Annotated in this window: 18 protein-coding genes; 2 read left to right on the top strand and 16 right to left on the bottom strand. The window is 73.9% G+C overall.

What is annotated here, in order from left to right:
* Positions 1-3: 3 nt before the first annotated feature.
* The 13 genes from OEB99_RS09815 to OEB99_RS09755 all read right to left on the bottom strand — a co-directional run bounded on the left by OEB99_RS09815 (position 4) and on the right by OEB99_RS09755 (position 15,063).
* Positions 4-2,025, bottom strand: a complete 2,022-nt coding sequence (locus OEB99_RS09815; protein WP_318011400.1) for a primosomal protein N' family DNA-binding protein — start codon at positions 2,023-2,025, stop codon at positions 4-6.
* A 141-nt stretch (positions 2,026-2,166) separates the two neighbouring features.
* Positions 2,167-3,369, bottom strand: a complete 1,203-nt coding sequence (metK, locus tag OEB99_RS09810; RefSeq protein WP_263509871.1) for a methionine adenosyltransferase — start codon at positions 3,367-3,369, stop codon at positions 2,167-2,169.
* A gap of 25 nt (positions 3,370-3,394) precedes the next feature.
* Complete coding sequence (gene coaBC, locus OEB99_RS09805; RefSeq protein ID WP_263510117.1) at positions 3,395-4,588, bottom strand: bifunctional phosphopantothenoylcysteine decarboxylase/phosphopantothenate--cysteine ligase CoaBC; 1,194 nt, start codon at positions 4,586-4,588, stop codon at positions 3,395-3,397.
* 15 nt (positions 4,589-4,603) lie between these two features.
* Positions 4,604-4,867, bottom strand: coding sequence for a DNA-directed RNA polymerase subunit omega (gene rpoZ / locus OEB99_RS09800; RefSeq protein WP_263509870.1), 264 nt, complete (start codon positions 4,865-4,867; stop codon positions 4,604-4,606).
* An 80-nt stretch (positions 4,868-4,947) separates the two neighbouring features.
* Positions 4,948-5,511, bottom strand: coding sequence for a guanylate kinase (gmk, locus tag OEB99_RS09795; protein WP_263509869.1), 564 nt, complete (start codon positions 5,509-5,511; stop codon positions 4,948-4,950).
* Positions 5,512-5,823: an integration host factor, actinobacterial type gene (gene mihF / locus OEB99_RS09790; RefSeq protein ID WP_263509868.1), complete on the bottom strand. Its 312-nt coding sequence runs from the start codon at positions 5,821-5,823 to the stop codon at positions 5,512-5,514.
* A 186-nt stretch (positions 5,824-6,009) separates the two neighbouring features.
* Positions 6,010-6,855, bottom strand: a complete 846-nt coding sequence (pyrF, locus tag OEB99_RS09785) for an orotidine-5'-phosphate decarboxylase (protein WP_263509867.1) — start codon at positions 6,853-6,855, stop codon at positions 6,010-6,012.
* Positions 6,852-10,187, bottom strand: a complete 3,336-nt coding sequence (gene carB, locus OEB99_RS09780) for a carbamoyl-phosphate synthase large subunit (protein WP_263509866.1) — start codon at positions 10,185-10,187, stop codon at positions 6,852-6,854. The genes pyrF and carB overlap by 4 nt, the downstream gene beginning before the upstream one ends.
* The gene (gene carA, locus OEB99_RS09775) at positions 10,171-11,367 is read right to left on the bottom strand and encodes a glutamine-hydrolyzing carbamoyl-phosphate synthase small subunit (RefSeq protein ID WP_263509865.1); all 1,197 of its coding nucleotides are present in this window, start codon (positions 11,365-11,367) and stop codon (positions 10,171-10,173) included. The genes carB and carA overlap by 17 nt, the downstream gene beginning before the upstream one ends.
* Complete coding sequence (locus OEB99_RS09770; RefSeq protein WP_263509864.1) at positions 11,364-12,680, bottom strand: dihydroorotase; 1,317 nt, start codon at positions 12,678-12,680, stop codon at positions 11,364-11,366. Before OEB99_RS09770 ends, carA begins: the two co-directional genes overlap by 4 nt.
* The gene (locus tag OEB99_RS09765) at positions 12,677-13,681 is read right to left on the bottom strand and encodes an aspartate carbamoyltransferase catalytic subunit (RefSeq protein WP_263509863.1); all 1,005 of its coding nucleotides are present in this window, start codon (positions 13,679-13,681) and stop codon (positions 12,677-12,679) included. The genes OEB99_RS09770 and OEB99_RS09765 overlap by 4 nt, the downstream gene beginning before the upstream one ends.
* The gene (gene pyrR / locus OEB99_RS09760) at positions 13,681-14,250 is read right to left on the bottom strand and encodes a bifunctional pyr operon transcriptional regulator/uracil phosphoribosyltransferase PyrR (RefSeq protein ID WP_263509862.1); all 570 of its coding nucleotides are present in this window, start codon (positions 14,248-14,250) and stop codon (positions 13,681-13,683) included. Before pyrR ends, OEB99_RS09765 begins: the two co-directional genes overlap by 1 nt.
* A 60-nt stretch (positions 14,251-14,310) precedes the next feature.
* Entirely contained in the window at positions 14,311-15,063 is a 753-nt protein-coding gene (locus OEB99_RS09755) for an AraC family transcriptional regulator (protein ID WP_263509861.1), read from the bottom strand.
* A gap of 150 nt (positions 15,064-15,213) precedes the next feature.
* Between OEB99_RS09755 and OEB99_RS09750 the strand changes: the two genes are divergently transcribed.
* Complete coding sequence (locus OEB99_RS09750) at positions 15,214-18,489, top strand: bifunctional proline dehydrogenase/L-glutamate gamma-semialdehyde dehydrogenase (RefSeq protein WP_263509860.1); 3,276 nt, start codon at positions 15,214-15,216, stop codon at positions 18,487-18,489.
* Positions 18,490-18,586: 97 nt separating this feature from the next.
* Positions 18,587-20,809 (top strand): putative bifunctional diguanylate cyclase/phosphodiesterase, encoded by a 2,223-nt coding sequence (locus OEB99_RS09745; RefSeq protein WP_263509859.1) that lies wholly within the window; start codon positions 18,587-18,589, stop codon positions 20,807-20,809.
* A gap of 12 nt (positions 20,810-20,821) precedes the next feature.
* Here the strand turns inward: OEB99_RS09745 and nusB are convergent, their stop codons facing one another.
* The 3 genes from nusB to OEB99_RS09730 all read right to left on the bottom strand — a co-directional run bounded on the left by nusB (position 20,822) and on the right by OEB99_RS09730 (position 22,491).
* Complete coding sequence (gene nusB, locus OEB99_RS09740; RefSeq protein WP_263509858.1) at positions 20,822-21,232, bottom strand: transcription antitermination factor NusB; 411 nt, start codon at positions 21,230-21,232, stop codon at positions 20,822-20,824.
* 1 nt (position 21,233) lies between these two features.
* Positions 21,234-21,797 (bottom strand): elongation factor P, encoded by a 564-nt coding sequence (gene efp, locus OEB99_RS09735; RefSeq protein WP_263509857.1) that lies wholly within the window; start codon positions 21,795-21,797, stop codon positions 21,234-21,236.
* 88 nt (positions 21,798-21,885) lie between these two features.
* A complete protein-coding gene (locus OEB99_RS09730) occupies positions 21,886-22,491 on the bottom strand; it encodes a hypothetical protein (RefSeq protein WP_263509856.1) in 606 nt (201 codons plus the stop codon).
* Positions 22,492-22,498 lie beyond the last annotated feature (7 nt).

Genomic DNA, 22,498 nt, shown 5'->3' with positions numbered 1-22,498 from the left:
ATCCTAGGCGACCCCCACGTCATCGGGTTCGACCCGGACCCGGACCGGACGCTCCCGATGGGCGCTGCGCGTCGCGACGACGGCCGCGAGATCGGCCACGACCGCGGCGGCTCCGGACCACGGTGTCTGCAGCACGGCCCGGACCGGCCGGGACTGCTCAGGGTCCAGGAGGCCGTCCGGGAGCGGGCCGGACGGCACCGGACCGCGCACGGTGGTCGGCGCTCGCAGGGCCGCGAGCACCGCGGACACCGCTGCGCGTTCACCCTCGACCGTCGCCAGGTGCGCGGCCGGCGGGAGCCCGAGCTCCGTCCGTTCCGCCAGCTCGCGCGCGGCGAAGCCGGCCGGGTCCCACCGGACCAGGGCGCCGGCGAGCGACGTCGGCACCTCCCCGACCAGCGCGACCACGCCGCCGTCCCCGGACGGTCGCACCAGCGCGGCCGCCGCGAACCAGTGCCGCAGCGCTGCCTCGGACGCACCCAGTCCCGGGCGTCCGGCGGTGACCGACGCGTCGAGCAGCACCGCGGCGGCGTACCCGCCCGTGACCCGAGGCTCCGCGCCCTGGGTCGCCACGACGAGCGACGGCGACGACGGGACGGTGTCGAGGACTCCGGTCCGGGCCGACGACCGGCGCAGAGCTGCGCCCGGGAACGCGCGGCCCAGCTCCTCCGCCGTCCGCTCCGCGCCGACGGCGGTGGCTCGCAGGCCCGTGTGACCGCACTCCGTGCACCGCCACATACCGGCCAGCGCGCCGCACCACCCGCACGCCGGCGCCGCGTGCGAGCTGGCCAGCCGCAGCGGCCCGGAGCACACGCCGCAGCGCGCCGCGGTGCGGCAACGCGCGCACGCGACGCCCGGCAGGTACCCGGCGCGCGGCACCTGCACCAGGACGGGGCCGCGCTCCAGCCCGTCGCGCACGGTGCGCCAGGCGGACGAGGGCAGGCGCGCCGCGGCGGCGGGCCCCTCCCGAGCGAGCTCGGCGCGATCCAGGTGAACGACGCGCGGCGCCCTGGTTCGCACCTCGGCGCGATCGGCGATCACGGGGTGCGCCGTGCCCTCGGCGACCCACCGGTGCGCCGCCACCGAGCGCACGTACCCGCCCACCAGCAGTGCCGCGCCGGCGTCGGCGCGCATCGAGAGCACGTCGCGCGCGTGCGGGTACGGCGCCCGCGGCTCGGAGTGCAGCGGGTCGCTGTCGTCCCAGCAGACCACCAGCCCGAGTCGGGCGACCGGGGCCAAGGCGGCTCCGCGGGTGCCCACGACGACGTCGGCGAACCCGCGGGCGGCAGCGAGGAAGGCCCGGTACCGAGCCGCGGGACCGTCGTCGGCGACCAGTCGGACCGCCCCCGAGTCCCGGCCGGGCGTCCACGTCTCGACGCCGGCCTCGCCGAGCGCGGTGAGCACCTGCTCGACCTCACGTGCGGAGGGCACGACGACCAGGGCACCACGGCCGCCCTGCCGCGCAGCGTCGACCGCCTCGGCGACCTGAACGGCCCAGTCCACGCCGGGCAGCGCCTGCCAGACCGCTCGGGGGTTCTCGCCCCCGGCGACCCGACGCAGGAACGCCGCGCCGCCGTGCAGGGGCCACCACGCCGAGCGCTCAGGGTCAGCGGCGGAGTGCGCAGGGTGCTCCGGATCGCGGCCGCCGACGGCGTCGTCCGTGGCCGGCCCCGCGGGCGAGCTCGTCGGCCACTCCTCGCGCTCGACGCGGGCGTGCCGCGGCGGGATGGCCAGGCGTAGCACGTCGGGCAGCGTGCCCGCCCACCGGCGCGCGACCGCTCGGGCGAGGTCGAGCACCTGCGGGCCCAGCACGACCTCGTCCGACACGAGCCGGCGCAGCGGGACGAGCGTCCCCTCGTGATCGCTGTCCTCGACGCGATCCACCACCCAGCCGTCGACGTCACGGCCGGCGAACCGGACCTTGACCCGCACACCGGCGCGAACCCCCGCGGACATGGCCTCGGGCACGAGGTAGTCGAACGCACGGTCCAGGTGCGGCTGCGACAGGTCCACCACGACCCGGGCCACCGGCCGATCAGCGGCGATCGGGACCGGCGAGGACGTCCGCCGTCGTCGCGCGAGCCCCGGGAGCGCGGGCTGTGAGACCTCCACGGGCCTCATCCCACCACGAGGCTCCGTCGCGCGGCCGTCGTCCACCGCCGCGCCGCGTCAGGAGAGGGCGTGGTGCAGGTCCATGACCCGGTCGGTGCGCTCCCACGTGAAGTCGGCGAGCTCCCGGCCGAAGTGGCCGTAGGCCGCCGTGCGCGCATAGATCGGCCTGAGCAGGTCCAGGTCCCGCACGATCGCGCCGGGGCGCAGGTCGAACACCTCGCGGATCGCGCGGGTCAACCGGTCCACCGGGACGGTCTCGGTGCCGAACGTCTCGACGTAGAGGCCGACCGGGTGCGACGCGCCGATGGCGTAGGCGACCTGCACCTCGCAGCGCTTCGCGAGCCCGGCGGCGACGACGTTCTTCGCGACCCATCGCATCGCGTACGACGCCGAACGGTCGACCTTCGACGGGTCCTTGCCGGAGAACGCGCCGCCACCGTGGCGCGCCATGCCCCCGTACGTGTCGACGATGACCTTCCGGCCGGTCAGTCCCGCGTCTCCCTGAGGACCACCGATGACGAACTGGCCCGTGGGGTTCACCAGCAGCCGGTAGCCGACCGTGTCCAGGTCCACGCTCTCGAGCACCGGCGCGACGACGTGCTCGGCGATGTCCGGAGCGAGCGTCGCGTCGAGCAGCACGTCGGGGTCGTGCTGGGTCGAGACGACGACGGTGTCCAGCCGCACGGCGCGGTCGCCGTCGTAGCCGATGGTGACCTGGGTCTTGCCGTCCGGGCGCAGGTAGTCGAGCGTGCCCTCCTTGCGGACGGTCGCGAGGCGCTCGGCGAGGCGATGTGCGACCCAGATCGGCAGCGGCATCAGCGACGGCGTGTCGTCGCACGCGTACCCGAACATCAGGCCCTGGTCGCCGGCGCCCTGCGCCTCGATGGGGTCGTCGACGCCCACCGCGTCGTGCCGGATCTCCCACGCCTTGTCGACGCCGGCCGCGATGTCGGGCGACTGCTGGCCGATCGACACCGAGACACCGCACGAGTGGGCGTCGAAGCCGATCTCGGACGACGTGTACCCGATCCGGTTGAGCGTCTCGCGCACGACCTGCGGGATCTCCACGTAGGCCTCGGTGGTCACCTCGCCCGCGACGTGCACCAGACCCGTCGTGACCATCGTCTCGACCGCGACACGCGCGGCCGGGTCCTGCCGGAGCATCGCGTCGAGGATGCCGTCGGAGATCTGGTCGCACACCTTGTCCGGGTGGCCCTCGGTGACCGACTCGGACGTGAACAGGCGCAAGTCGTTGGTCATCGCACCAGCGTATCTGCGCGGAGGCTCAGGGCCTGACCAGGCGGGCCACCACCTGGTCCAGGACCAGCTCGGCGACCTCGTCCTTGGCACCGGCACCGGTGGCGACCACGTGCCCCGCCGCGTCCAGCAGTGTGACCTCGTTCGGGACGTCGCCGAAGCCGACGCCCACGCCGACCGGGTTGACCACCAGGAGGTCGGCGCCCTTGCGCCGGGCCTTCGCGGCGCCGTGTGCCTGGACGTCGCCGTCGGCGTCCCCCGTCTCGGCCGCGAATCCCACGACGACCTGGCCGGGTCGCCGCGTGGCCACGAGCCCGGCGAGCACGTCCTCGGTCTGGGTGAGTCGGATCGTCGGTGCTCCGTCGCCAACCTTCTTGATCTTGGTCGCGGCGGGCTCGTCGGGGCGGAAGTCGGCAACCGCCGCTGCCATCACCACGACGTCGGCGGTCACCGCTGCGGCCCGCACGGCCTCCGCGAGCTCGGCCGTCGTCTCGACGCGGCGTACCTCGACGCCGTGCGGGTCCGGCAGGGCCACGTTCGCGGCGACGACCGTCACCTGCGCACCGCGGCGTGCCGCCGCCCGGGCCAGGGCATAGCCCTGATGGCCCGACGACCGGTTGCCGAGGAACCGCACCGGATCGATCGGCTCGCGCGTGCCGCCGGCCGAGATCACGATGTGCCGCCCGGCGAGGTCCTGGGGCGCGACGAGCGCCAGCGCAGCCCTGGCGATGTCCTCGGGGTCCGGCAGCCGGCCCGGACCGGTGTCGGGGCCGGTGAGCCGACCGACCGCGGGCTCGAGGACGTGGATGCCGCGCGCGCGCAGCGTGGCGACGTTCGCCTGCGTCGCCGGGTGCAGCCACATCTCGGTGTGCATCGCAGGGGCGACCAGGACCGGGCAGCGGACGGTCAGCAGTGCGGCCGTCAGCAGGTCGTCGCACCGGCCCGAGGCCGCCCGCGCAAGCAGGTCGGCCGTCGCGGGTGCGACCACCACGAGCTCGGCCTCACGGCCGAGCTTCACGTGCTCGACGGACGGCACGTCGTCGAAGACGTCGACCGTCACCGGGTGACCCGACAGCGCCTCCCACGTCGCGCGCCCGACGAACTCCAACGACGCCCGGGTGGGAACCACCCGGACGTCGTGACCGGCCTCGGTGAACAGGCGCAGCAGCAGGGCCGACTTGTACGCGGCGATCCCGGCAGCGACGCCGAGCAGGATGCGCAGGGCTCGGCCCTCGCCTCAGCCCTCGGTGGGCGTGACGGTCAGCAGGCCGGCGTTGATCTCCCGCATCGCGATCGACAGGGCCTTCTCCTGGTGCTTGGCCTCGACCAGCGGGCCGACGTACTCCAGGAGACCCTCGTTGAGCTGCGAGTAGTACGCGTTGATCTGCCGCGCACGCTGCGAGGCGTAGATCACCAGGGCGTACTTCGAGTCCGCCGCGGCGAGCAGCTCGTCGATCGGCGGGTCGGTGATGCCCTCGGGCTGGGCGACGGTTCCGGCCATGAAGATGCGCTCCGTAGTTCGGGGATCGAGGTCTGCGGGCGTCGGCGCGCTGGAGCGCGGCCGCGACGCGACTGCCAAGTCTACCGTGTCGGAAGGCCCATCACCGTGATGAGCTCGTCCGTGGCACGCCGCACGTCGTCGTTCACGATGACGTGGTCGAACTCGGGCTCCGCGTCGAGCTCGACCCGGGCGGTCGCGAGGCGCCGCTCGCGCTCCTCGGCGTCCTCGGTCCCGCGGCCCACCAGCCGACGTTCGAGCTCCTCCCAGCTGGGCGGCGCGAGGAACACGAAGCGCGCCTCCGGCATCGCTTCGCGGACCTGACGGGCCCCGGCCAGGTCGATCTCCAGGAGCGCCGGGTCACCAGCGGCCAGATGCGTCAGCACCGGGCCGCGCGGAGTGCCGTACCGGTGCCGACCGTGCACCACGGCCCACTCGAGGAACTCGCCGGCCTCGACCATGCGGTCGAACTGCTCGGCCGACATGAAGTGGTAGTGCACGCCGTCGACCTCACCGGGCCGCGGCGCACGCGTCGTCGCCGACACCGAGAGCCAGACCTCCGGGTACCGCGCGCGCACGTCCGCGGACACGGTCCCCTTGCCGACCGCCGTCGGCCCGGCCAGGACCGTCAGACGTGGTGCTGCCACTCAGCCGAAGCGCTTGAGCAGGGCCTCGGCCTGGTGCGGGCCGAGGCCACGCAGCCGACGGCTCTCCGAGATGCCGATCTCCGCCATGATCGCGCGGGCCTTGATCTTCCCGACGCCGGGCAGCGACTCCAGGAGGGCGGACACCTTCAGCTTGCCGAGCACCTCGTCGGTCTTCCCCTGCTCGATCACCTCGGCGAGCGAACCCTGCGAGTACTTCAGGCGGTTCTTCACCTCGGCACGGGCCTGCCGGGCCGCAGCGGCCTTCTCGAGCGCGGCGGCGCGCTGCTCCGGGGTGAGCGGGGGTAGGGCCACTCGTGTCACCTTCTCGGTCAAGCGGGGTGGGACGGGACGAACCTAGCGACCCCGCTCGGGATCGGCAACGCGCCCCGCCTCGGGCGCGGCTCGGCCGTCTGACCAGCAGGGCGGCAGATCCGGGGCCCGAGGCCGACGAAACGGGACGAGCTGCCCGTTTCGCTCGTGGATCCCGGGGCCCGGCGATCAGCGCAGGGCCAGCGCCGCCTCGTCCGTGGCGCGTGCTGCCGCATCGCGCAGCGCGTCCGCCTCGGGACCCGCACCGAGCACGGCGCGCGAGGTCGACGCGAGGACGGCGCCCCGCGCGGAGCCGAAGACGGCGGTCAGCTCCGCAGCGCCGGCACCCTGGGCGCCGACACCCGGCGCGAGCAGCGGGCCGTGCACGGCGGCGAGGTCGAGCCCGAGCCGCTGCACGGCGTCGCCGATCGTGGCACCCACCACGAGCCCGACCGAACCGAGCGGCTCGCCCGCAGCGCGCGCGGGGGCGTTCTGCTCGGCCGCCCATCGGGCCACCGTGAGCGCCACGCTGCGGGCGCCGCCGGCGTGCTGCACGGCGGCACCCTCCGGGTTCGAGGTGAGGCACAGCACGAACAGGCCGCGATCGGCGGCCAGGGCCGCCGTGAGCGCCGGATCGAGCGAACCGGGCCCCAGGTACGGGCTCACCGTCAGCGCGTCCGCCGCGAGCGGAGCGCCGTCGCGCAGGTACGCGTCGGCGTAGCCCGCCATGGTCGAGCCGATGTCGCCTCGCTTCGCGTCCAGGATGACCTCGGTGCCGCTCCCCCGCACCGCTGCCAGGACCTCCTCGAGGACCGCGATCCCCGCGGACCCGTGCCGTTCGAAGAACGCCGACTGGGGCTTGACCGCCGCGACCCGCCCGGCGACGGCCTCGACCACCCGGAGCGCGAAGGTACGCAGGCCCACCGGGTCGTCCGCGAGCCCCCATGCGGCCAGCAGCCCGGGGTGCGGGTCGATGCCGACGCACAGCGGGCCGTGCGCATCCATCGCCGCGGCGAGGCGCGTGCCGAAGCTCATGCCGACACCCCGTCCCGCAGCTCGAGGTGGTGGTCCTGCAGGCTGCGCACCGCGAACGGGCCGGACCTGCGGGACTCGATCGCCTGCACCGCCGCCGCGAGCTGCTGGACGGTCGTGACGATCGCCTTGTCACCGGAGACGGCCGCGGTCCGGATCTCGTAGCCGTCCGCCCGCGCACCCTGCCCGGACGGGGTGTTGACCACCATGTCGACGTCGCCGCCGGCGATCAGGTCCACGATGGTCGGCTCGTTGTCGGGCCCGCGCCCGGCCGAGTACTTGCGCACCACGGTGGACGGGATGCCGTTGCGCCGCAGCACGGCCGCCGTGCCCTCGGTGGCGAGGATCTCGAAGCCGAGCTCCACCAGGCGCTTGGCCGGGAAGGTGATCGCCCGCTTGTCCCGGTCCGCGACCGAGATGAAGACCCGGCCGGACTCCGGCAGGCCGCCGAACGCCGCGGCCTGGGACTTGGCGAACGCGGTCGGGAAGTCCACGTCGAACCCCATCACCTCGCCGGTCGAGCGCATCTCGGGACCGAGCACCGCGTCGACCATCTGCCCGTCGGCGGTACGGAACCGGCGGAACGGCAGCACGGCCTCCTTCACGGCGATCGGGGCGTCCAGGCTCATCCGGCCACCGTCGCCGTGCGCCGGGAGCACACCCTGCTCACGGAGCTCGGCGATGCTCGACCCGGCCATCACCAGCGCGGCCGCGCGGGCCAGCGGCACACCGGTCGCCTTGGCGACGAACGGCACCGTGCGGCTCGCGCGGGGGTTGGCCTCCAGCACGTAGAGGACGTCGGAGACCAGCGCGTACTGCACGTTGATCAGCCCGCGCACCCCGACCCCGCGGGCGAGTGCCTCGGTCGACGTGCGGATCCGGTCGAGCTCGGCGGCCGAGACGGTGATCGGCGGGAGCGCGCACGCCGAGTCGCCGGAGTGGATCCCGGCTTCCTCGATGTGCTCCATCACGCCGCCGAGGTACAGCTCGTCCCCGTCGTACAGCGCGTCGACGTCGAGCTCGATCGCGTCGTCGAGGAACCGGTCGATCAGCAGCGGCGGGATCTCGCCGGCGCGACCCACGGCCGCCGCCTCCGCGAGGGCCCGCTGCACGTACTCGGCGAGCTGCTCGTCGGAGTAGACGATCTCCATGCCACGTCCGCCGAGCACGTACGACGGCCGGACCAGCACCGGGTAGCCGATCCGCCCGGCGATCGCGGTCGCGTCCCGGAGGTTGCGTGCGGTGCCGAACGCCGGCGCCGGGAGGCCGGCCGCGGCCAGCACCTCGCCGAACGCACCGCGGTCCTCCGCGGCGTCGATCGCCGCCGGGGGCGTCCCCATGATCGGCACGCCCGCGGCCTCGAGGCGGTTCGCCAGCGACAGCGGCGTCTGGCCGCCCAGCTGCACGATCACGCCCGCCACCGGGCCGGCGGCCGCCTCGGCCGCGTAGACCTCGAGGACGTCCTCGAAGGTGAGCGGCTCGAAGTACAGCCGGTCCGAGGTGTCGTAGTCCGTCGAGACGGTCTCCGGGTTGCAGTTCACCATGACCGTCTCGAAGCGGTCCCGCAGCGCGAGGGCCGCGTGCACGCACGAGTAGTCGAACTCGATCCCCTGGCCGATCCGGTTCGGCCCGGACCCCAGGATGAGGACCGCCGGCCGCTCGCGCGGGGCCACCTCCGTCTCGTCGTCGTAGGCCGAGTAGAGGTAGGGAGTGCGTGCGGCGAACTCCGCGGCACACGTGTCGACGGTCTTGTAGACCGGCCGGAGCCCGAGCGCGTGCCGCAGCTGGCGCACGGTCTCCTCCCCCATGCCGCGCAGCCGCGCGACCTGGGCGTCGGAGAGCCCGTGGCGCTTGGCCCGCCGCAGGAGATCACGGTCCAGACCGGCGGCCCCGGCGACCTCGGCCGCGACCTCGTTCACCAGCATGACCTGGTCGAGGAACCACGGGTCGATGCCGGTCGCGGCATAGACGTCCTCGACGCTCGGACCGCCGGGGGTGCCTACCGAGCGCAGCACCTGCTGCACCTGGATCAGCCGGTGCTCGGTGGGGATCCGGATCTGCTCGACGAGCGCCTCGAGGTCGTCGCCGGCCGGCGCCGGACCCTCCCAGTGGAAGACCGAGCCGCCCTTGTCGATCGAGCGCATCGCCTTGCCGAGTGCCTCGGTGAAGCTGCGGCCCAGGGCCATCGCCTCGCCGACCGACTTCATCGTGGTGGTCAGGGTCGGATCGGCACCCGGGAACTTCTCGAACGCGAACCGCGGCACCTTGACCACGATGTAGTCCAGGGTCGGCTCGAACGACGCGGGCGTGGAGCCGGTGATGTCGTTCGGGATCTCGTCGAGCGTGTAGCCCACCGCGAGGCGGGCGGCGATCTTCGCGATCGGGAACCCGGTGGCCTTGGACGCCAGGGCCGAGGAGCGGGACACCCGGGGGTTCATCTCGATCACCACGACGCGGCCGGTGTCCGGCTCGACGGCGAACTGGATGTTGCAGCCGCCGGTGTCCACGCCGACCTCGCGGATCACCGCGATGCCGATGTCGCGCAGGCGCTGGTACTCGCGGTCGGTCAGGGTGAGGGCCGGGGCCACGGTCACCGAGTCACCCGTGTGCACCCCGACCGGGTCGAGGTTCTCGATCGAGCAGACGACCACGACGTTGTCCGCGTGGTCCCGCATGAGCTCGAGCTCGTACTCCTTCCAGCCGAGGATCGACTCCTCGAGGAGCACCTCGGTGGTCGGCGAGTAGTGCAGGCCCGCGCCCGCGATCCGGCGCAGGTCGGTCTCGTCGTAGGCGAGGCCCGACCCGAGACCGCCCATCGTGAACGACGGACGCACCACCAGCGGGTAGCCGAGCTCGTCGACCGCCGCGAGGACCTCGTCCATCGTGTGCGCGATGACGCTGCGCGCGCTCTCCGCACCGCACCGCTCGACCACGTCCTTGAACGCCTGCCGGTCCTCGGCGAGGTGGATCGAGTGCGTGTTCACGCCGATCATCCGCACGCCGTAGCGGTCCAGCACGCCCGCCTCGTCGAGCGCGATCGCGGTGTTCAGCGCGGTCTGGCCGCCCAGCGTCGGCAGGACGGCGTCGGGGCGCTCGACCTCGATGATCCGCTCGACGACCTCCGGGGTGATCGGCTCGATGTAGGTCGCGTCGGCGAACTCCGGGTCGGTCATGATCGTCGCCGGGTTGGAGTTCACCAGGATGACCCGCAGGCCCTCCTGGCGCAGCACCCGGCAGGCCTGCGTGCCCGAGTAGTCGAACTCGGCGGCCTGACCGATCACGATCGGTCCGGAGCCGATCACCAGGACGCTGGAGATGTCAGTACGACGCGGCATCGCCGGCCTCCTCGGTGGTCGACGCGGTCATCAGCTCGACGAAGCGGTCGAACAGGTAGGCCGCGTCGTGCGGCCCGGCCGCGGCCTCCGGGTGGTACTGCACCGAGAACGCCGGCAGGTCCAGGCACGCGAGCCCCTCGACCACGTCGTCGTTGAGGTCGACGTGCGAGACGACCACCCGGCCGTACCGCCCTTCCTCGTGCGGTGCCACGGCCTCGCCGGTCAGCGGCGCGTCCACCGCGAAGCCGTGGTTGTGCGCCGTGATCTCGACCTTCCCGGTGCGGCGGTCCATGACCGGCTGGTTGATCCCACGGTGCCCGTACACGAGCTTGTACGTGCCGAAGCCGAGCGCGCGGCCGAGCAGCTGGTTGCCGTAGCAGATGCCGAAGAAGGGGATCTTGCGGTCGAGCACCGCGCGCAGCAGGTCGATCTCGTGCGTCGCTGCGGCGGGGTCGCCCGGCCCGTTGGAGAAGAACACCCCGTCCGGCGCGAGCCCCAGCACCTCGTCGGGGGTGGCGGTCGAGGGCACGACGTGCGTGCGCACGCCGCGCTCGGCGAGCCGGTGCGGCGTCATCGACTTGATGCCCAGGTCCACCGCGACCACGGTGAGCGGCTCGGCGCCCTCGGCCACCGAGCCCGGCACCGGGTCGACCGTGTACCGCTCGTCGACGCTCACCTCACCCGCGAGGTCGGCCCCGGTCATCGGCGGCGCGCTGCGCACGCGTGCCACGAGGTCCTCGAGCCGTCGGGTGCGCCCGGCCTCGTCGACGAGGGCGTCGCCGGAGAAGATGCCGGCCCGCATGACGCCCTGCTCGCGCAGGTGCCGGGTGATCGCCCGGGTGTCGACTCCGCTGATCCCGACGATGCCCTCCGCCACGAGCGCGTCGTCCAGCGAGCGCCGTGAGCGCCAGTTCGACGGCCGCACCGCGGGGTCGCGCACGACGTACCCGGCGACCCAGATCCGGGTCGACTCGGGGTCCTCGTCGTTCATCCCGGTGTTGCCGATGTGCGGCGCGGTCATCACCACGATCTGGCGGTGGTACGACGGATCGGTGAGCGTCTCCTGGTAGCCGGTCATGCCGGTGTTGAAGACGATCTCGCCGAGCGTCTCTCCGGTCGCGCCGAACGCGTCGCCGGGGTACGAGCGGCCGTCCTCCAGGACGAGGAGCGCCCCGCTCACGCGACCCCCTCCGCGACGAGGACGCCGTCCAGGACGGTCGGTCGTCCGCGCAGGAACGTCGCGACGACGCGGCCGGTGAGCTCCATGCCGCCGTACGGCGTGTTGCGGCTCGTGCTCGCCTGCGCTGCCGGGTCGACCGTCCAGCGCGCGGCCGGGTCGACCAGCGTGACGTTCGCGGGCTCGCCGATCTCGAGCGGGCGCCCCTGGGCGCGCGGACCGCTGTCCACCCGGCCGATCCGCGCCGGTGTGTGCGACATCACCCGGGCGACGTCCGCCCAGGTCATCCGACCGGTCGCGACCATCGTGGTGGACACGATGCCCAGTGCGGTCTCCAGCCCGGTCATCCCGAAGGCCGCCGCGGCCCACTCGCAGTCCTTGTCCTCGCGGGTGTGCGGCGCGTGGTCCGTACCGACCACGTCGATCGTGCCGTCCGCGAGCCCGGCCCGGACCGCCTCGACGTCCTCCGCGGTCCGCAGCGGCGGGTTGACCTTGTACAGCGGGTCGTAGGTGCGCGCGAGGTCGTCGGTCAGGCTCAGGTGGTGCGGCGTGGCCTCGGCGGTCACCGCGATGCCGCGGGCCTTGGCCCACCGGACGATCTCCACCGAACCGGCGGTCGACAGGTGCAGCACGTGCAGCCGCGACTCGACGTGCTGGGCGAGCAGCACGTCGCGGGCGATGATCGCCTCCTCGGCGACCGCGGGCCAACCCGCGAGCCCCACCTCGGCGGACACGACGCCCTCGTGCATCTGGGCCCCGGCGGTGAGCCGAGGCTCTTGCGCGTGCTGGGCGACCACACCGTCGAACGCCTTGACGTACTCCAGCGCGCGCCGCATGAGCACCGGGTCGTGCACGCACATGCCGTCGTCCGAGAACACCCGCACGCGAGCCGCCGACTGCGCCATCGCGCCGAGCTCGGCGAGCTGCTCGCCGCGCAGCCCGACGCTCACTGCGCCGACCGGGAACACGTCCACCCACCCGGCGTCCTGGCCGAGCCGGAGCACCTGCTCGACCACACCGGCGGTGTCCGCGACCGGGGAGGTGTTGGCCATCGCGTGCACCGCGGTGTAACCGCCCAGCGCCGCGGCGCGCGAACCCGTCTCGACGGTCTCGGCGTCCTCCCGGCCCGGCTCGCGCAGGTGCGTGTGCAGGTCGACCAGACCTGGCAGCGCGACCAGCCCGCCGCCGTCGACGACGGTCGCGTCGCCGGCCTCGCGCGCGGCGTCCGCCCCGAGCGCGACGATCACCCCGTCCGCGAGCAGCAGGTCGGTCGGCGCGCCGCCCAGCGGCGCGACCCCTCGCAGCAGGTGCCTCATGCCTCGGTCCCCTTCTCCCGGTCGCCGGCGAGCAGCAGGTAGAGCACGGCCATCCGCACCGCGACCCCGTTGGCGACCTGTTCGACGATGACGGCCCGCGGCGAGTCCGCCGCGTCCGCCGAGATCTCCAGCCCCCGGTTCATCGGACCGGGGTGCATGACGATGGCGTGCTCGGGCAGGCGGGCGAGGCGCCGGGCGTCCAGGCCGTACTGCCGGGTGTACTCCAGCGGGCTCGGGAAGAAGCCCGCCGACGTCGCGGCGCCGGCCAGGCCGGGACCACCCATCCGCTCGCGCTGGACCCGCAGCATCATCACCGCGTCCGGCCCGGAGTCGAGCACCTCGTCCAGGTGGTACGAGATCTCGCACGGCCACCGATCGGCGCCGATCGGCACCAGCGTGGGCGGCGCGACCAGCGTGACCCGCGCGCCGAGCGTGGTCAGCAGGCCGACGTTGGACCGCGCGACGCGCGAGTGCAGCACGTCGCCGACGATCGCCACGTGCAAGCCGCTCAGATCGGCGCCCACACCGTCCGGGTCCCCCACGTCCGGGCCGCGCAGGTGCCGGCGGATCGTGAACGCGTCGAGCAGCGCCTGGGTCGGGTGCTGGTGCGTGCCGTCACCCGCGTTGAGCACAGCAGCGTCCAGCCAGCCGGCGTTGGCCAGCCGGTGCGGCGCGCCGGACGCCTGGTGGCGGACGACCACGGCGTCGGCGCCCATGGCCTGCAGGGTCAGGGCGGTGTCCTTGAGCGACTCGCCCTTGGAGACGCTCGAGCCCTTCGCCGAGAAGTTGATGACGTCGGCCGACAGCCGCTTGGCGGCGGCCTCGAACGAGATCCTGGTCCGGGTCGAGTCCTCGAAGAAGAGGTTCACCACGGTGCGGCCGCGCAGCGTCGGCAGCTTCTTGATCTCGCGGCCCTGGGTCTTGGCCATCTCCGCCGCGGTGTCCAGCACCAGCACGGCGGCGTCCCGGTCGAGGTCCGCGACGGACAGCAGGTGGCGCATCAGCGGTCCCCTTCCTCGTTCTCGATCCGCACGCTGTCGACGCCGTCGACCTCGACCAGCCGGACCGCGACCTTCTCGGTCCGGGACGTCGGCAGGTTCTTGCCGACGTAGTCGGCCCGGATCGGCAGCTCACGGTGACCGCGGTCGACCAGCACCGCGAGCTGCACCGCGCTCGGCCGCCCGAGGTCGGCCAGTGCGTCCATGGCGGCACGGATCGTCCGGCCGGAGAACAGCACGTCGTCGACCAGGACCACGACCCGGTCGTCGACCCCGCCGGCGGGCAGCGTCGTCGCGCCGATCGTGCGGGTCGGATGGCGGCGCAGGTCGTCGCGGTACATCGTCACGTCGAGCTCGCCGACGAGCGCCTGGGCGTCCACCCCCTCGACGTCGGCGATCACCGCGGCGAGGCGGCGGGCGAGGGGCAGTCCCCGGGTCGGGATGCCGAGGACCGCGAGGTTCTCGGCGCCTGCGTTCCGCTCGAGGACCTCGTGCGCGATGCGAATGAGTGCCCGGGAGATCTCCTGGGGTCCGAGGACCTCGCGCGATCCGGGCGTCGGGGCAGCAGTCATCTGCCGACCTCCTTCCCCGCCTCACTGGACGGGCCTTAAAGGATGTCTGTCCGGGCAACCCTAGCGGACCGGCAGCCCACCGCCGCGGGCACGCCGCCGGAACTGCGCGGGTGTCTCACCGGTCAGACGCCCGAACGTCCGGGTGAGCACGGCCTGGTCGTAGAAGCCGGACCGCACGGCGACCTCGGCGAGCGGGAGGTCGCTCGTCGACAGCAGTGCCGCGGCCCGGTCGACGCGGGTCCGGAGCACGTGCTGCTGCGGCGAGAGCCCGTAGACGGCCCGCATCCGGCGCTCGAGCGTGGACGCCGAGCACCCGGCGACCGCCGCGAGCTCCGCGACCGGCACCGGCCCCGGGGGCCGCGTCGAGAGCAGTGCCGCGACGCGCTCCAGCGAGGTCATCACGGCGTCGGCCGCGTCGCGCCGGCGCAGGTCCTCCGACACGCTCACCAGACCGATCACCTCGCCGTCGACGACGACGACCTCCTTCGAGGTCAGGTACCACCCCGCGACCCCGCCGGGCCGCCAGATCAGCTCGAGCTCGCGGCGCAGCGGGTGACCCGAGGCGATCACCGCCTCGTCCTGCGCGTTGTAGTGCTCGGCGAGGTGGGCGACGAACAGGTCCTCGGCGCGTCGGCCGACGACGTCGCGCACCGACGACCGTCCGGTGCGGTCCACGAAGGCCTGGTTCACCGCGACGTAACGGCCCTGCAGGTCCTTCGCGCAGAACATGGTGCCGCCGAGCTGGTCGAACAACGCCCGCAGCGCGGGATCCAGGGCGTCGAGCAGCGCCTTCGACCCCGCCCGCTCGACCATGGCGGGACGGTACCGCTCGCAGGTTTCCGGGGCGCGACGTCGGCCGCGACGCCGGCCGGAACCGGCACGACGCACGCACGGCGCAAACCCGCGGCTCGGGCGCCGGATGCGTGCAAGACGCGCCCGGCCCGCCCGGCGCATGCTGGAGAGATGACGACGCTCACCGACCTCACCCCCGCCGTCCTCGCCCTCGCCGACCAGTGGATCGAGGCCACCGCGGGAGGCTCGGGCGCCGAGCGGCGCGCCGCGGCCCGCCTCGCCGCCCTCGTCGGCGACCCGGCGGGGCTCGACGTGGCGCTGACGTTCGTCGACCGCGTCGCACGGCCCGAGGACGACGCCGTGGCGGCCCGCGAGCTCGCCGGTCTCGCGAAGGACGCCGGCGCCGCGACCTTCGTCGGGCTCCTGGACCGGACGCTGCTGCGCGCGGGTGGCGTGCTCGGGCCACTGGCCCCCGGCCTCGTCGTCCCGGCCGCGCGCGCCCGGCTGCGGCAGCTCGTCGGCCATCTCGTCGCCGACGCCGATCACCTGGACCGGCACATCGCGGCCGCTCGCGCGCACGGCTTCCGGCTCAACCTCAACCTGCTAGGCGAGGCGGTGCTCGGCGAGGCCGAGGCCGCGTCCCGCCTGGAGCGGGTCACGGCTCTGGTCCGCCGGCCGGATGTCGACTACGTCTCGATCAAGGTCTCGGCGGTGGCCAGCCAGCTGTCCACCTGGGACCTCGCGGGCAGCCGGGACCGGGTCGTGGCGACCCTCCTCCCCCTGTACCGGGCGGCCCGCGACGCGGGCACGTTCCTGAACCTCGACATGGAGGAGTACCGCGACCTCGCACTGACGGTGCAGGTCTTCGAGCAGCTCTGCGCGCACCCCGACCTGCGCGACAGCGAGCTCGGCATCGTCCTGCAGGCGTACCTCCCGGACGCGTCCGACGCGCTCGAGGAGCTCACCCGGATCGCCCGGGCACGGGTCGCCGCCGGTGGCGCCCGGATCAAGATCCGGCTCGTGAAGGGCGCGAACCTCGCGATGGAGCAGGTCGAGGCCGCCTTGCACGGCTGGCCCCAGGCGCCGTACCCGACCAAGGGCGACGTCGACGCCCACTACGTGCGGATGCTCGACACGGCGCTCGACCCGGAGCGCACCGCGGCGGCCCGGATCGGCGTGGCGAGCCACAACCTGTACCACGTCGCCCTCGCGCACCTGCTCGCGGCCGAGCGCGGCGTCGTCGCGGACGTCGACATCGAGATGCTCCAGGGCATGGCGCCGTCGCAGGCCCGTGCGGTCCGGGACGTGCACGGCTCGGTGCTGCTCTACACGCCGGTCGTCGCCGCCCACGACTTCGACGTGGCGATCGCCTACCTCGTGCGACGGCTCGAGGAGAACGCCGCGGGGCAGAACTTCCTGCACGCGATCTTCGGCGGCGACCACCCCGCGGTCGCCGACGACGGCGGACCGACCGGTCTGGACGGCCAGCGTGAGCGGTTCCTCGCCTCCATGCGCGAGGCCGGGTCGCTGGACACCACGCCCCGACGGGGCCGTCCGCTCGCGCCGGCCGGGTCCGGGTTCCACAACGCCGTGGACACGGACCCGGCCGTGCCCGCCTCGCGAGCGTGGGCGGCGCGGCTGCTCGCCGAGGCCCCGCAGGTCGAGCCCCCGGCGTTCGCCGCGGACGTCCCCACGGTCGATGCCGCCGTCGCGAGGGCGGCCGAGCTCGCGCCGACCTGGGCCGCGGTGCCCGCCGACCGCCGGGCGGCCGTGCTGCGTCGTGCCGCCGACCACCTCGAGGACGCGCGCGGCGCGCTCGTCCAGATCGCCGCGCACGAGGCCGGGAAGACCGTCGCCGAGGCCGACCCCGAGGTGAGCGAGGCCGTCGACTTCGCTCGCTACTACGCCGAGCGCACGACCGAGCTCGACAGCGACCCGCTTGCCACGTTCACGTCGCGCGGGGTCAGCGTCGTCACGCCGCCGTGGAACTTCCCGCTGGCGATCCCGATCGGCTCGGCCATGGCGGCGCTCGGCGCCGGCTCGCCGACGATCCTCAAGCCCGCCCCTCAGACGCCGCGGTGCGCCGCGCTCACCGGCGCGGCCGTGCGCCGCGCGCTCGCCGACGAGGGGTTCGACCCGGACGTCCTCCAGGTCCTCGAGGTGCCCGAGAACGAGGTCGGCCGGCGGCTCATCACGCACCCGGACGTCACGCGCGTGCTGCTCACCGGCTCGATCGAGACCGCGCAGCTGTTCGCGGGCTGGCGTCCGGACCTCCAGGTGATCGCCGAGACGTCCGGCAAGAACTCGCTGATCGTCACGCCCGCCGCGGACATCGACCTCGCAGTCGCGGACGTGGTGCGTTCTGCGTTCGGCCACGCCGGGCAGAAGTGCTCGGCGGCGTCGCTGCTGATCCTCGTGGGCTCGGCCGGACGCTCGGACCGGCTGCGCCGCCAGCTCGCGGACGCGGTGGCCTCGCTCGCCGTCGGCCCGTCGACGCGGATCGGCACGACGATGGGTCCGCTCGTCGAACCGGCCCGCGGCAAGCTGCTGCGTGCCCTGACCACGCTCGACCCCGGTGAGCACTGGTTGGTCGAGCCGCGGCGCCTGGACGACGAGGGCCGGCAGTGGACGCCAGGCGTCAAGCACGGGGTCGAGCCCGGCTCGTTCTTCCACCTGACCGAGTGCTTCGGCCCGGTGCTCGGCGTCATCCGGGTCGACACCCTCGACGAGGCGATCGCCGTCCAGAACGCCACGGCGTTCGGTCTGACCGGGGGCCTGCACTCGCTGGACGAGGCCGAGATCGACCACTGGCTCGCCCACGTCGAGGTCGGCAACGCGTACGTCAACCGGCACATCACCGGTGCGATCGTGCGACGCCAGCCGTTCGGCGGCTGGAAGGCGTCGGTGGTCGGCCCCGGCGCGAAGGCGGGCGGACCCGGGTACGTCGCACAGCTGGGCGACTGGTCCGACCGCACCGTCCAGGACGACGACGCCTGGCTCGCCGCGGCGAAGGCCGACGACGCTCGCGTCCTCACGACGGTCTTCGCCCCGGCCGACCCCACCGGGCTCGCCGTCGAGGAGAACACGCTGCGGTACCTGCCGGTCCCCCACCTGTGGATCCGGGTCGGGCGCGGCGCCTCGGCCGCGCAGGTGGCCCGGGTGCGCGCTGCTGCCGCGGCAGCGGGCGTGCCGGTGACCGAGAGCCGTCAGGCCGACGAGGACGACGCGACCTTCGCGGCGCGCGTCGCCTCCGGTGAGGTCACCGGCCGGGTGCGCGTGGTGGGCGACGTCGACGGGCTGCGCGAAGCGGCAACGGCTCGGGTCGGCGAGGTCACCGTGCTCGACGGGCCCGTGCTGGCCAGCGGCACCCGGGAGCTGCGCACCGTGCTGCGCGAGCAGGCGGTGTCACGGACCCGGCACCGATTCGGTCACATCTCGACCCGCTGACAGTCAAATCACCTGATAGGAGTACTCCCAGGTCCTCAAGCAGCTCACAGGGTGCACCGATAGGACCCTTGTGTCCGGTTCTGTCCCAGCTTGGTCGGTGGCCCTGCAGTGCGTGGTCGCCGGTGCCGTCCTGGGTCTCGTCGTGCTCGAGACCGGGTGGCTGAGCTTCGACGGCTCTCCCCGCCGCCACCGGCTCTCCTCGCGCCAGCTCGTGTGGGTCTTCGCATGGAGCGCCGCCCTGGCCGTCGTCGGGCTGGTGAACGGACTCCTCGGGCTCGTGGCCGACCCCGCGTGGACCGAGGCGCTCCTGGCGCTGCGGTTCCTCGCCCTCGCGTCCGCCGTGGTCCTCGGGCTCCCGGCGCTCCAGGCGTCCACCGGTGGGCCGTCCGTGCGCGGTCTCGTCTCCGGCGCGGCGGCCTGGTACGGCGTGGCCACCGTCCTGTGGTTCACGACCGACCTCGTGCACCGTCCCTTCGTCGCGGGTCAGCTCCCGGCGTACGGACCCCTGTCACCGGCGATCCACCTGGTCCCGCTCGCCGCCATCGCCGGGTACGTCGCCGCGGTGCTCCGGCGATCCCGCATGACGCCGGTCGGTGGGCTCCTCGCGGTGACCGGCTTCGTGTCCGCCGCGCTCCTGGTCGCCTCGTCGGTCCCTCCGCCCACCGCGGTCACCGAGCTGCTCAAGGGCGTCTGGGCCCTGCCGCTGGTGATCGGCCTGCAGGTCATGGCTGCCGAGCGGATGAGCGCCCTGCACCGCGTCGCGACGCGGAGGGCGGCCCTGCGGCACGCACTCGCGGCGGTCGCGAACGACGCCTGGCTGAGCACCGAGGCCGACGCGCTGCTCGGCCGGGCCTGCAGCGAGGCCCGCGCCGCCCTCGCCGACCCGACCGTCCACGGCCGGATCCGCCCCGCCGGCCAGGACCGCCTCGTCACCGAGATCGTCACCCAGGTCGAGCCCGACGCGGAGGCACGCGACTTCCTCACCGACCTCGAACGCCTCGTCTCGACCGCGGCCGAACGCTACGCGCTCGCCGAGCGCCTGCACCGGGCCGCGTTCTTCGACCTGCTCACCGGGTTGCCGAGCCGGACCGCGCTCGACGACCACCTCACCGACGTGCTCTGCGGGGGCCAGGGCGTCGCGCTCCTGCTGGTCGACGTGGAGGGCCTGAAGAACACCAACGAGCGCCTCGGGCACCGGGCCGGCGACGAGCTCCTCGTGCAGACCGCGCACCACCTGTCGCGTTCGCTCGCCGAGCGGGTCGGTCGCGAGGTGTTCGTGGCCCGGGTCGGTGGCGACGAGTTCGCGGCCGTGCTGGTCGGCGAGCACAGCACGGACTGGTTGCGCGAGACCGGCCGGGAGCTCCGCGCGGAGTTCGGCGCGGCGACGGGGTCGGCGCTGCGTACGAGCCTCACGGTCGGCATCGCCCACGCCACGACGCGCGACCCCGGGACGCTCCAGCGGCACGCGGACCGCGCGATGGCGGAGGCCCGGCGCACCCACGCGGGCGTCGCCTACTTCGACGACCTGCTCCGTGAGCGCGAGGCCGACCGGGCCGCCATCACGGCCGAGCTCGAGACCGCCGTGGCCCACGGGCGGATCATCGCCCACTTCCAGCCGGTCGCCGACCCCGCGACACTCGAGGTCGTCGGCCTCGAGGTGCTCGCCCGATGGCAGGACGGCGACACGCTGCGGGCACCGGCGTCCTGGCTGCCGCTCGCCGAGGAGACCGGCCTGATCGTCGAGGTCGGCAAGCAGATGTTCGCTGCGGCCCGGGTCGGCATGGAGCGGTTCGGCCTGCCGGTCGCGGTGAACGTCGCTGCCCGCCAGCTCGACGAGCCCGACGTGCTGCGCCACATCGAGGAGTCCTGGGGCACCGACGCGTGGGACCGGCTGACCATCGAGGTCACCGAGACCGCGATCGTGCACGACATGCACCACGTCCGCGCGGTCCTGGCGGAGCTCGCCGCCCGGGGTGCCCGGATCGCCCTCGACGACTTCGGCACCGGCTACAACTCGCTCGCACGGCTCGGGCGCCTGCCGCTGCACGTGCTGAAGATCGACAAGTCCCTGATCGACGACTGTGCGACCGACGGCGGTCTGGCCGTGCTGCGCGCCGTCGTCGCGCTCGCCGAGGTCCATGGGCTCGAGGTCGTCGCGGAAGGCGTCGAGCAGCGCTCCCAGCTCACCGCGCTGGCCCGACTCGGGGTCGACCTGGTGCAGGGCAACCTCATCGGGCGTCCGCAGGCCGAACCCCGCGCACGGGCCTCGGCTGCGCCGACCCAGCGGGCCGCCCGGATCCCCCGGGCCGCGCTCGCCTGAGGTCCCGGCGCGTCAGAGCGTGGGCTTGAGGGCCAGCAGGCGCCCCAGCACGCCGTTCACGAAGGTCGGCGAGTCGTCGGTCGAGAGCGCGCGGACCAGCTCCACCGCCTCGTCGACGGCGACGGCGTCCGGCACGTCGTCGTTGTGCAGCAGCTCCCACGCACCGATCCGCAACGCAGCGCGGTCCACCGCGGGCATCCGCTCGAGCGCCCAGCCGTGGGAGTACGTGGAGATGAGCTCGTCGATCTCCGCGAGGTGCGCGATGACGCCCTCCACGAGCTCCACGGCGTACTGCGGCAGGGCGGCCTCGGTACCCGGCTGGGCGATCCGGTCGGCGAGCACGGTCAGCGGGTCCGATCCCCGCTGATCAGCCTCGAAGAGCACGTCCAGCGCGCGCTTGCGGGCCTTGCTCCGTGCGGCCACCTCAGTCGTTCACGCGGCTGAGGTACGACCCGTCGCGCGTGTCCACCTTGACCTTGGTGCCGGTCTCGAGGAACAGCGGGACCTGGATCTCGGCGCCGGTCTCGAGGGTCGCCGGCTTGGTGCCGCCGGTGGAACGGTCGCCCTGCAGACCCGGCTCGGTGTAGGTGATCTCGAGGACGACCGAGGCCGGGAGCTCGACGTACAGCGGGACGCCGTCGTGCGTGGCGACGATCGCGTTCTGGTTCTCCAGCATGAACTTCGCGGAGTCGCCGACGACCTCCTCGCCGACCATCAGCTGGTCGTACGTCGAGGTGTCCATGAACACGAAGTCCGTGCCGTCCTTGTACAGGTACTGCATGTCGCGCTTGTCGACGTTCGCGGTCTCGACCTTGACGCCGGCGTTGAACGTCCGGTCCACGACCTTGCCGGAGAGCACGTTCTTGAGCTTGGTGCGCACGAACGCGCCGCCCTTGCCGGGCTTGACGTGCTGGAACTCCACGACGGCCCACAGCTGGCCGTCGATGTTGAGCACGATGCCGTTCTTCAGGTCGTTGGTGGTCGCCACAGCGGGTCTTCCTGTCGTCGGGGTCGCACGGCGCGCGCGAAGCGGCGACCAGTGTACCGGTACGAGGCGCGCGGACCGTTCCCGGGCGCTAGGAGCGCCCCTGCGCCTGCGCGAGCAACCGCGCGGCCACCGGGCGCACCGCCTGCTCCTCGTGCCACAGCGCGGCCGCGAGGCGCTGTGAGACGGCCTGCTGGCTGACGCCCAGCCGTGCCGCTACGTCCTCCTGGGTGGCGGCCCGGCCGGCCGCCCGGCCCGCGTCGATCGCGGCCCAACCGCCCTCGGTCCGCTTCGCCAGCACGGCCGCCATCAGGGTGAGGACCGCCTCGGCGTCGGCCGCGTGCTCGCGATCCGCACCGAGCACGACCAGCGGTACGGGGCGCTGGCGGCTGCCGGCCCGCTCCAAAGCCCGGTTCGCGAGGTCGAACGCCTGGCCCGACCCGCCCACCGCGCGCCGGGGCAGCGGCTCGTCCACCGCGCCCGTGCCGATGCCGACCGTCCATCCGCCGTGCCGGAGCACGTCGAGCGCGACGTCCACCGCGACGGCCGGGTCCTCGAGCACCCCGCGCACCAGGTCCGTGGTGACCCGGTCGAAGTGGGTCGTGGCGCCGTCGTGCCCGCGCAGCATGGACAGCAGGTCGGCCGTGCCGTTGCCGCTGCGTCGGCTCCCCCGGCGCTGGATCGCCATGACGAGCATGCGCACG

Source organism: Actinotalea endophytica (assembly GCF_025717005.1).
Classification (GTDB): Bacteria; Actinomycetota; Actinomycetes; order Actinomycetales; family Cellulomonadaceae; genus Actinotalea.
This window is presented reverse-complemented; position numbering and strand designations above follow the sequence as displayed.

Bases quoted from the DNA above. Each gene is read 5' to 3' on its own strand.
- OEB99_RS09750 (WP_263509860.1), top strand. From the start codon at position 15,214: ATGACGACGCTCACCGACCTCACCCCCGCCGTCCTCGCCCTCGCCGAC.
- OEB99_RS09755 (WP_263509861.1), bottom strand. From the start codon at position 15,063: ATGGTCGAGCGGGCGGGGTCGAAGGCGCTGCTCGACGCCCTGGATCCC.
- pyrR (WP_263509862.1), bottom strand. From the start codon at position 14,250: ATGACTGCTGCCCCGACGCCCGGATCGCGCGAGGTCCTCGGACCCCAG.
- carB (WP_263509866.1), bottom strand. From the start codon at position 10,187: ATGCCGCGTCGTACTGACATCTCCAGCGTCCTGGTGATCGGCTCCGGA.
- OEB99_RS09765 (WP_263509863.1), bottom strand. From the start codon at position 13,681: ATGCGCCACCTGCTGTCCGTCGCGGACCTCGACCGGGACGCCGCCGTG.
- OEB99_RS09730 (WP_263509856.1), bottom strand. From the start codon at position 22,491: ATGCTCGTCATGGCGATCCAGCGCCGGGGGAGCCGACGCAGCGGCAAC.
- OEB99_RS09770 (WP_263509864.1), bottom strand. From the start codon at position 12,680: ATGAGGCACCTGCTGCGAGGGGTCGCGCCGCTGGGCGGCGCGCCGACC.
- pyrF (WP_263509867.1), bottom strand. From the start codon at position 6,855: ATGAGCTTCGGCACGCGCCTCGCCGCGGCGATGGATGCGCACGGCCCG.
- rpoZ (WP_263509870.1), bottom strand. From the start codon at position 4,867: ATGGCCGGAACCGTCGCCCAGCCCGAGGGCATCACCGACCCGCCGATC.
- metK (WP_263509871.1), bottom strand. From the start codon at position 3,369: ATGACCAACGACTTGCGCCTGTTCACGTCCGAGTCGGTCACCGAGGGC.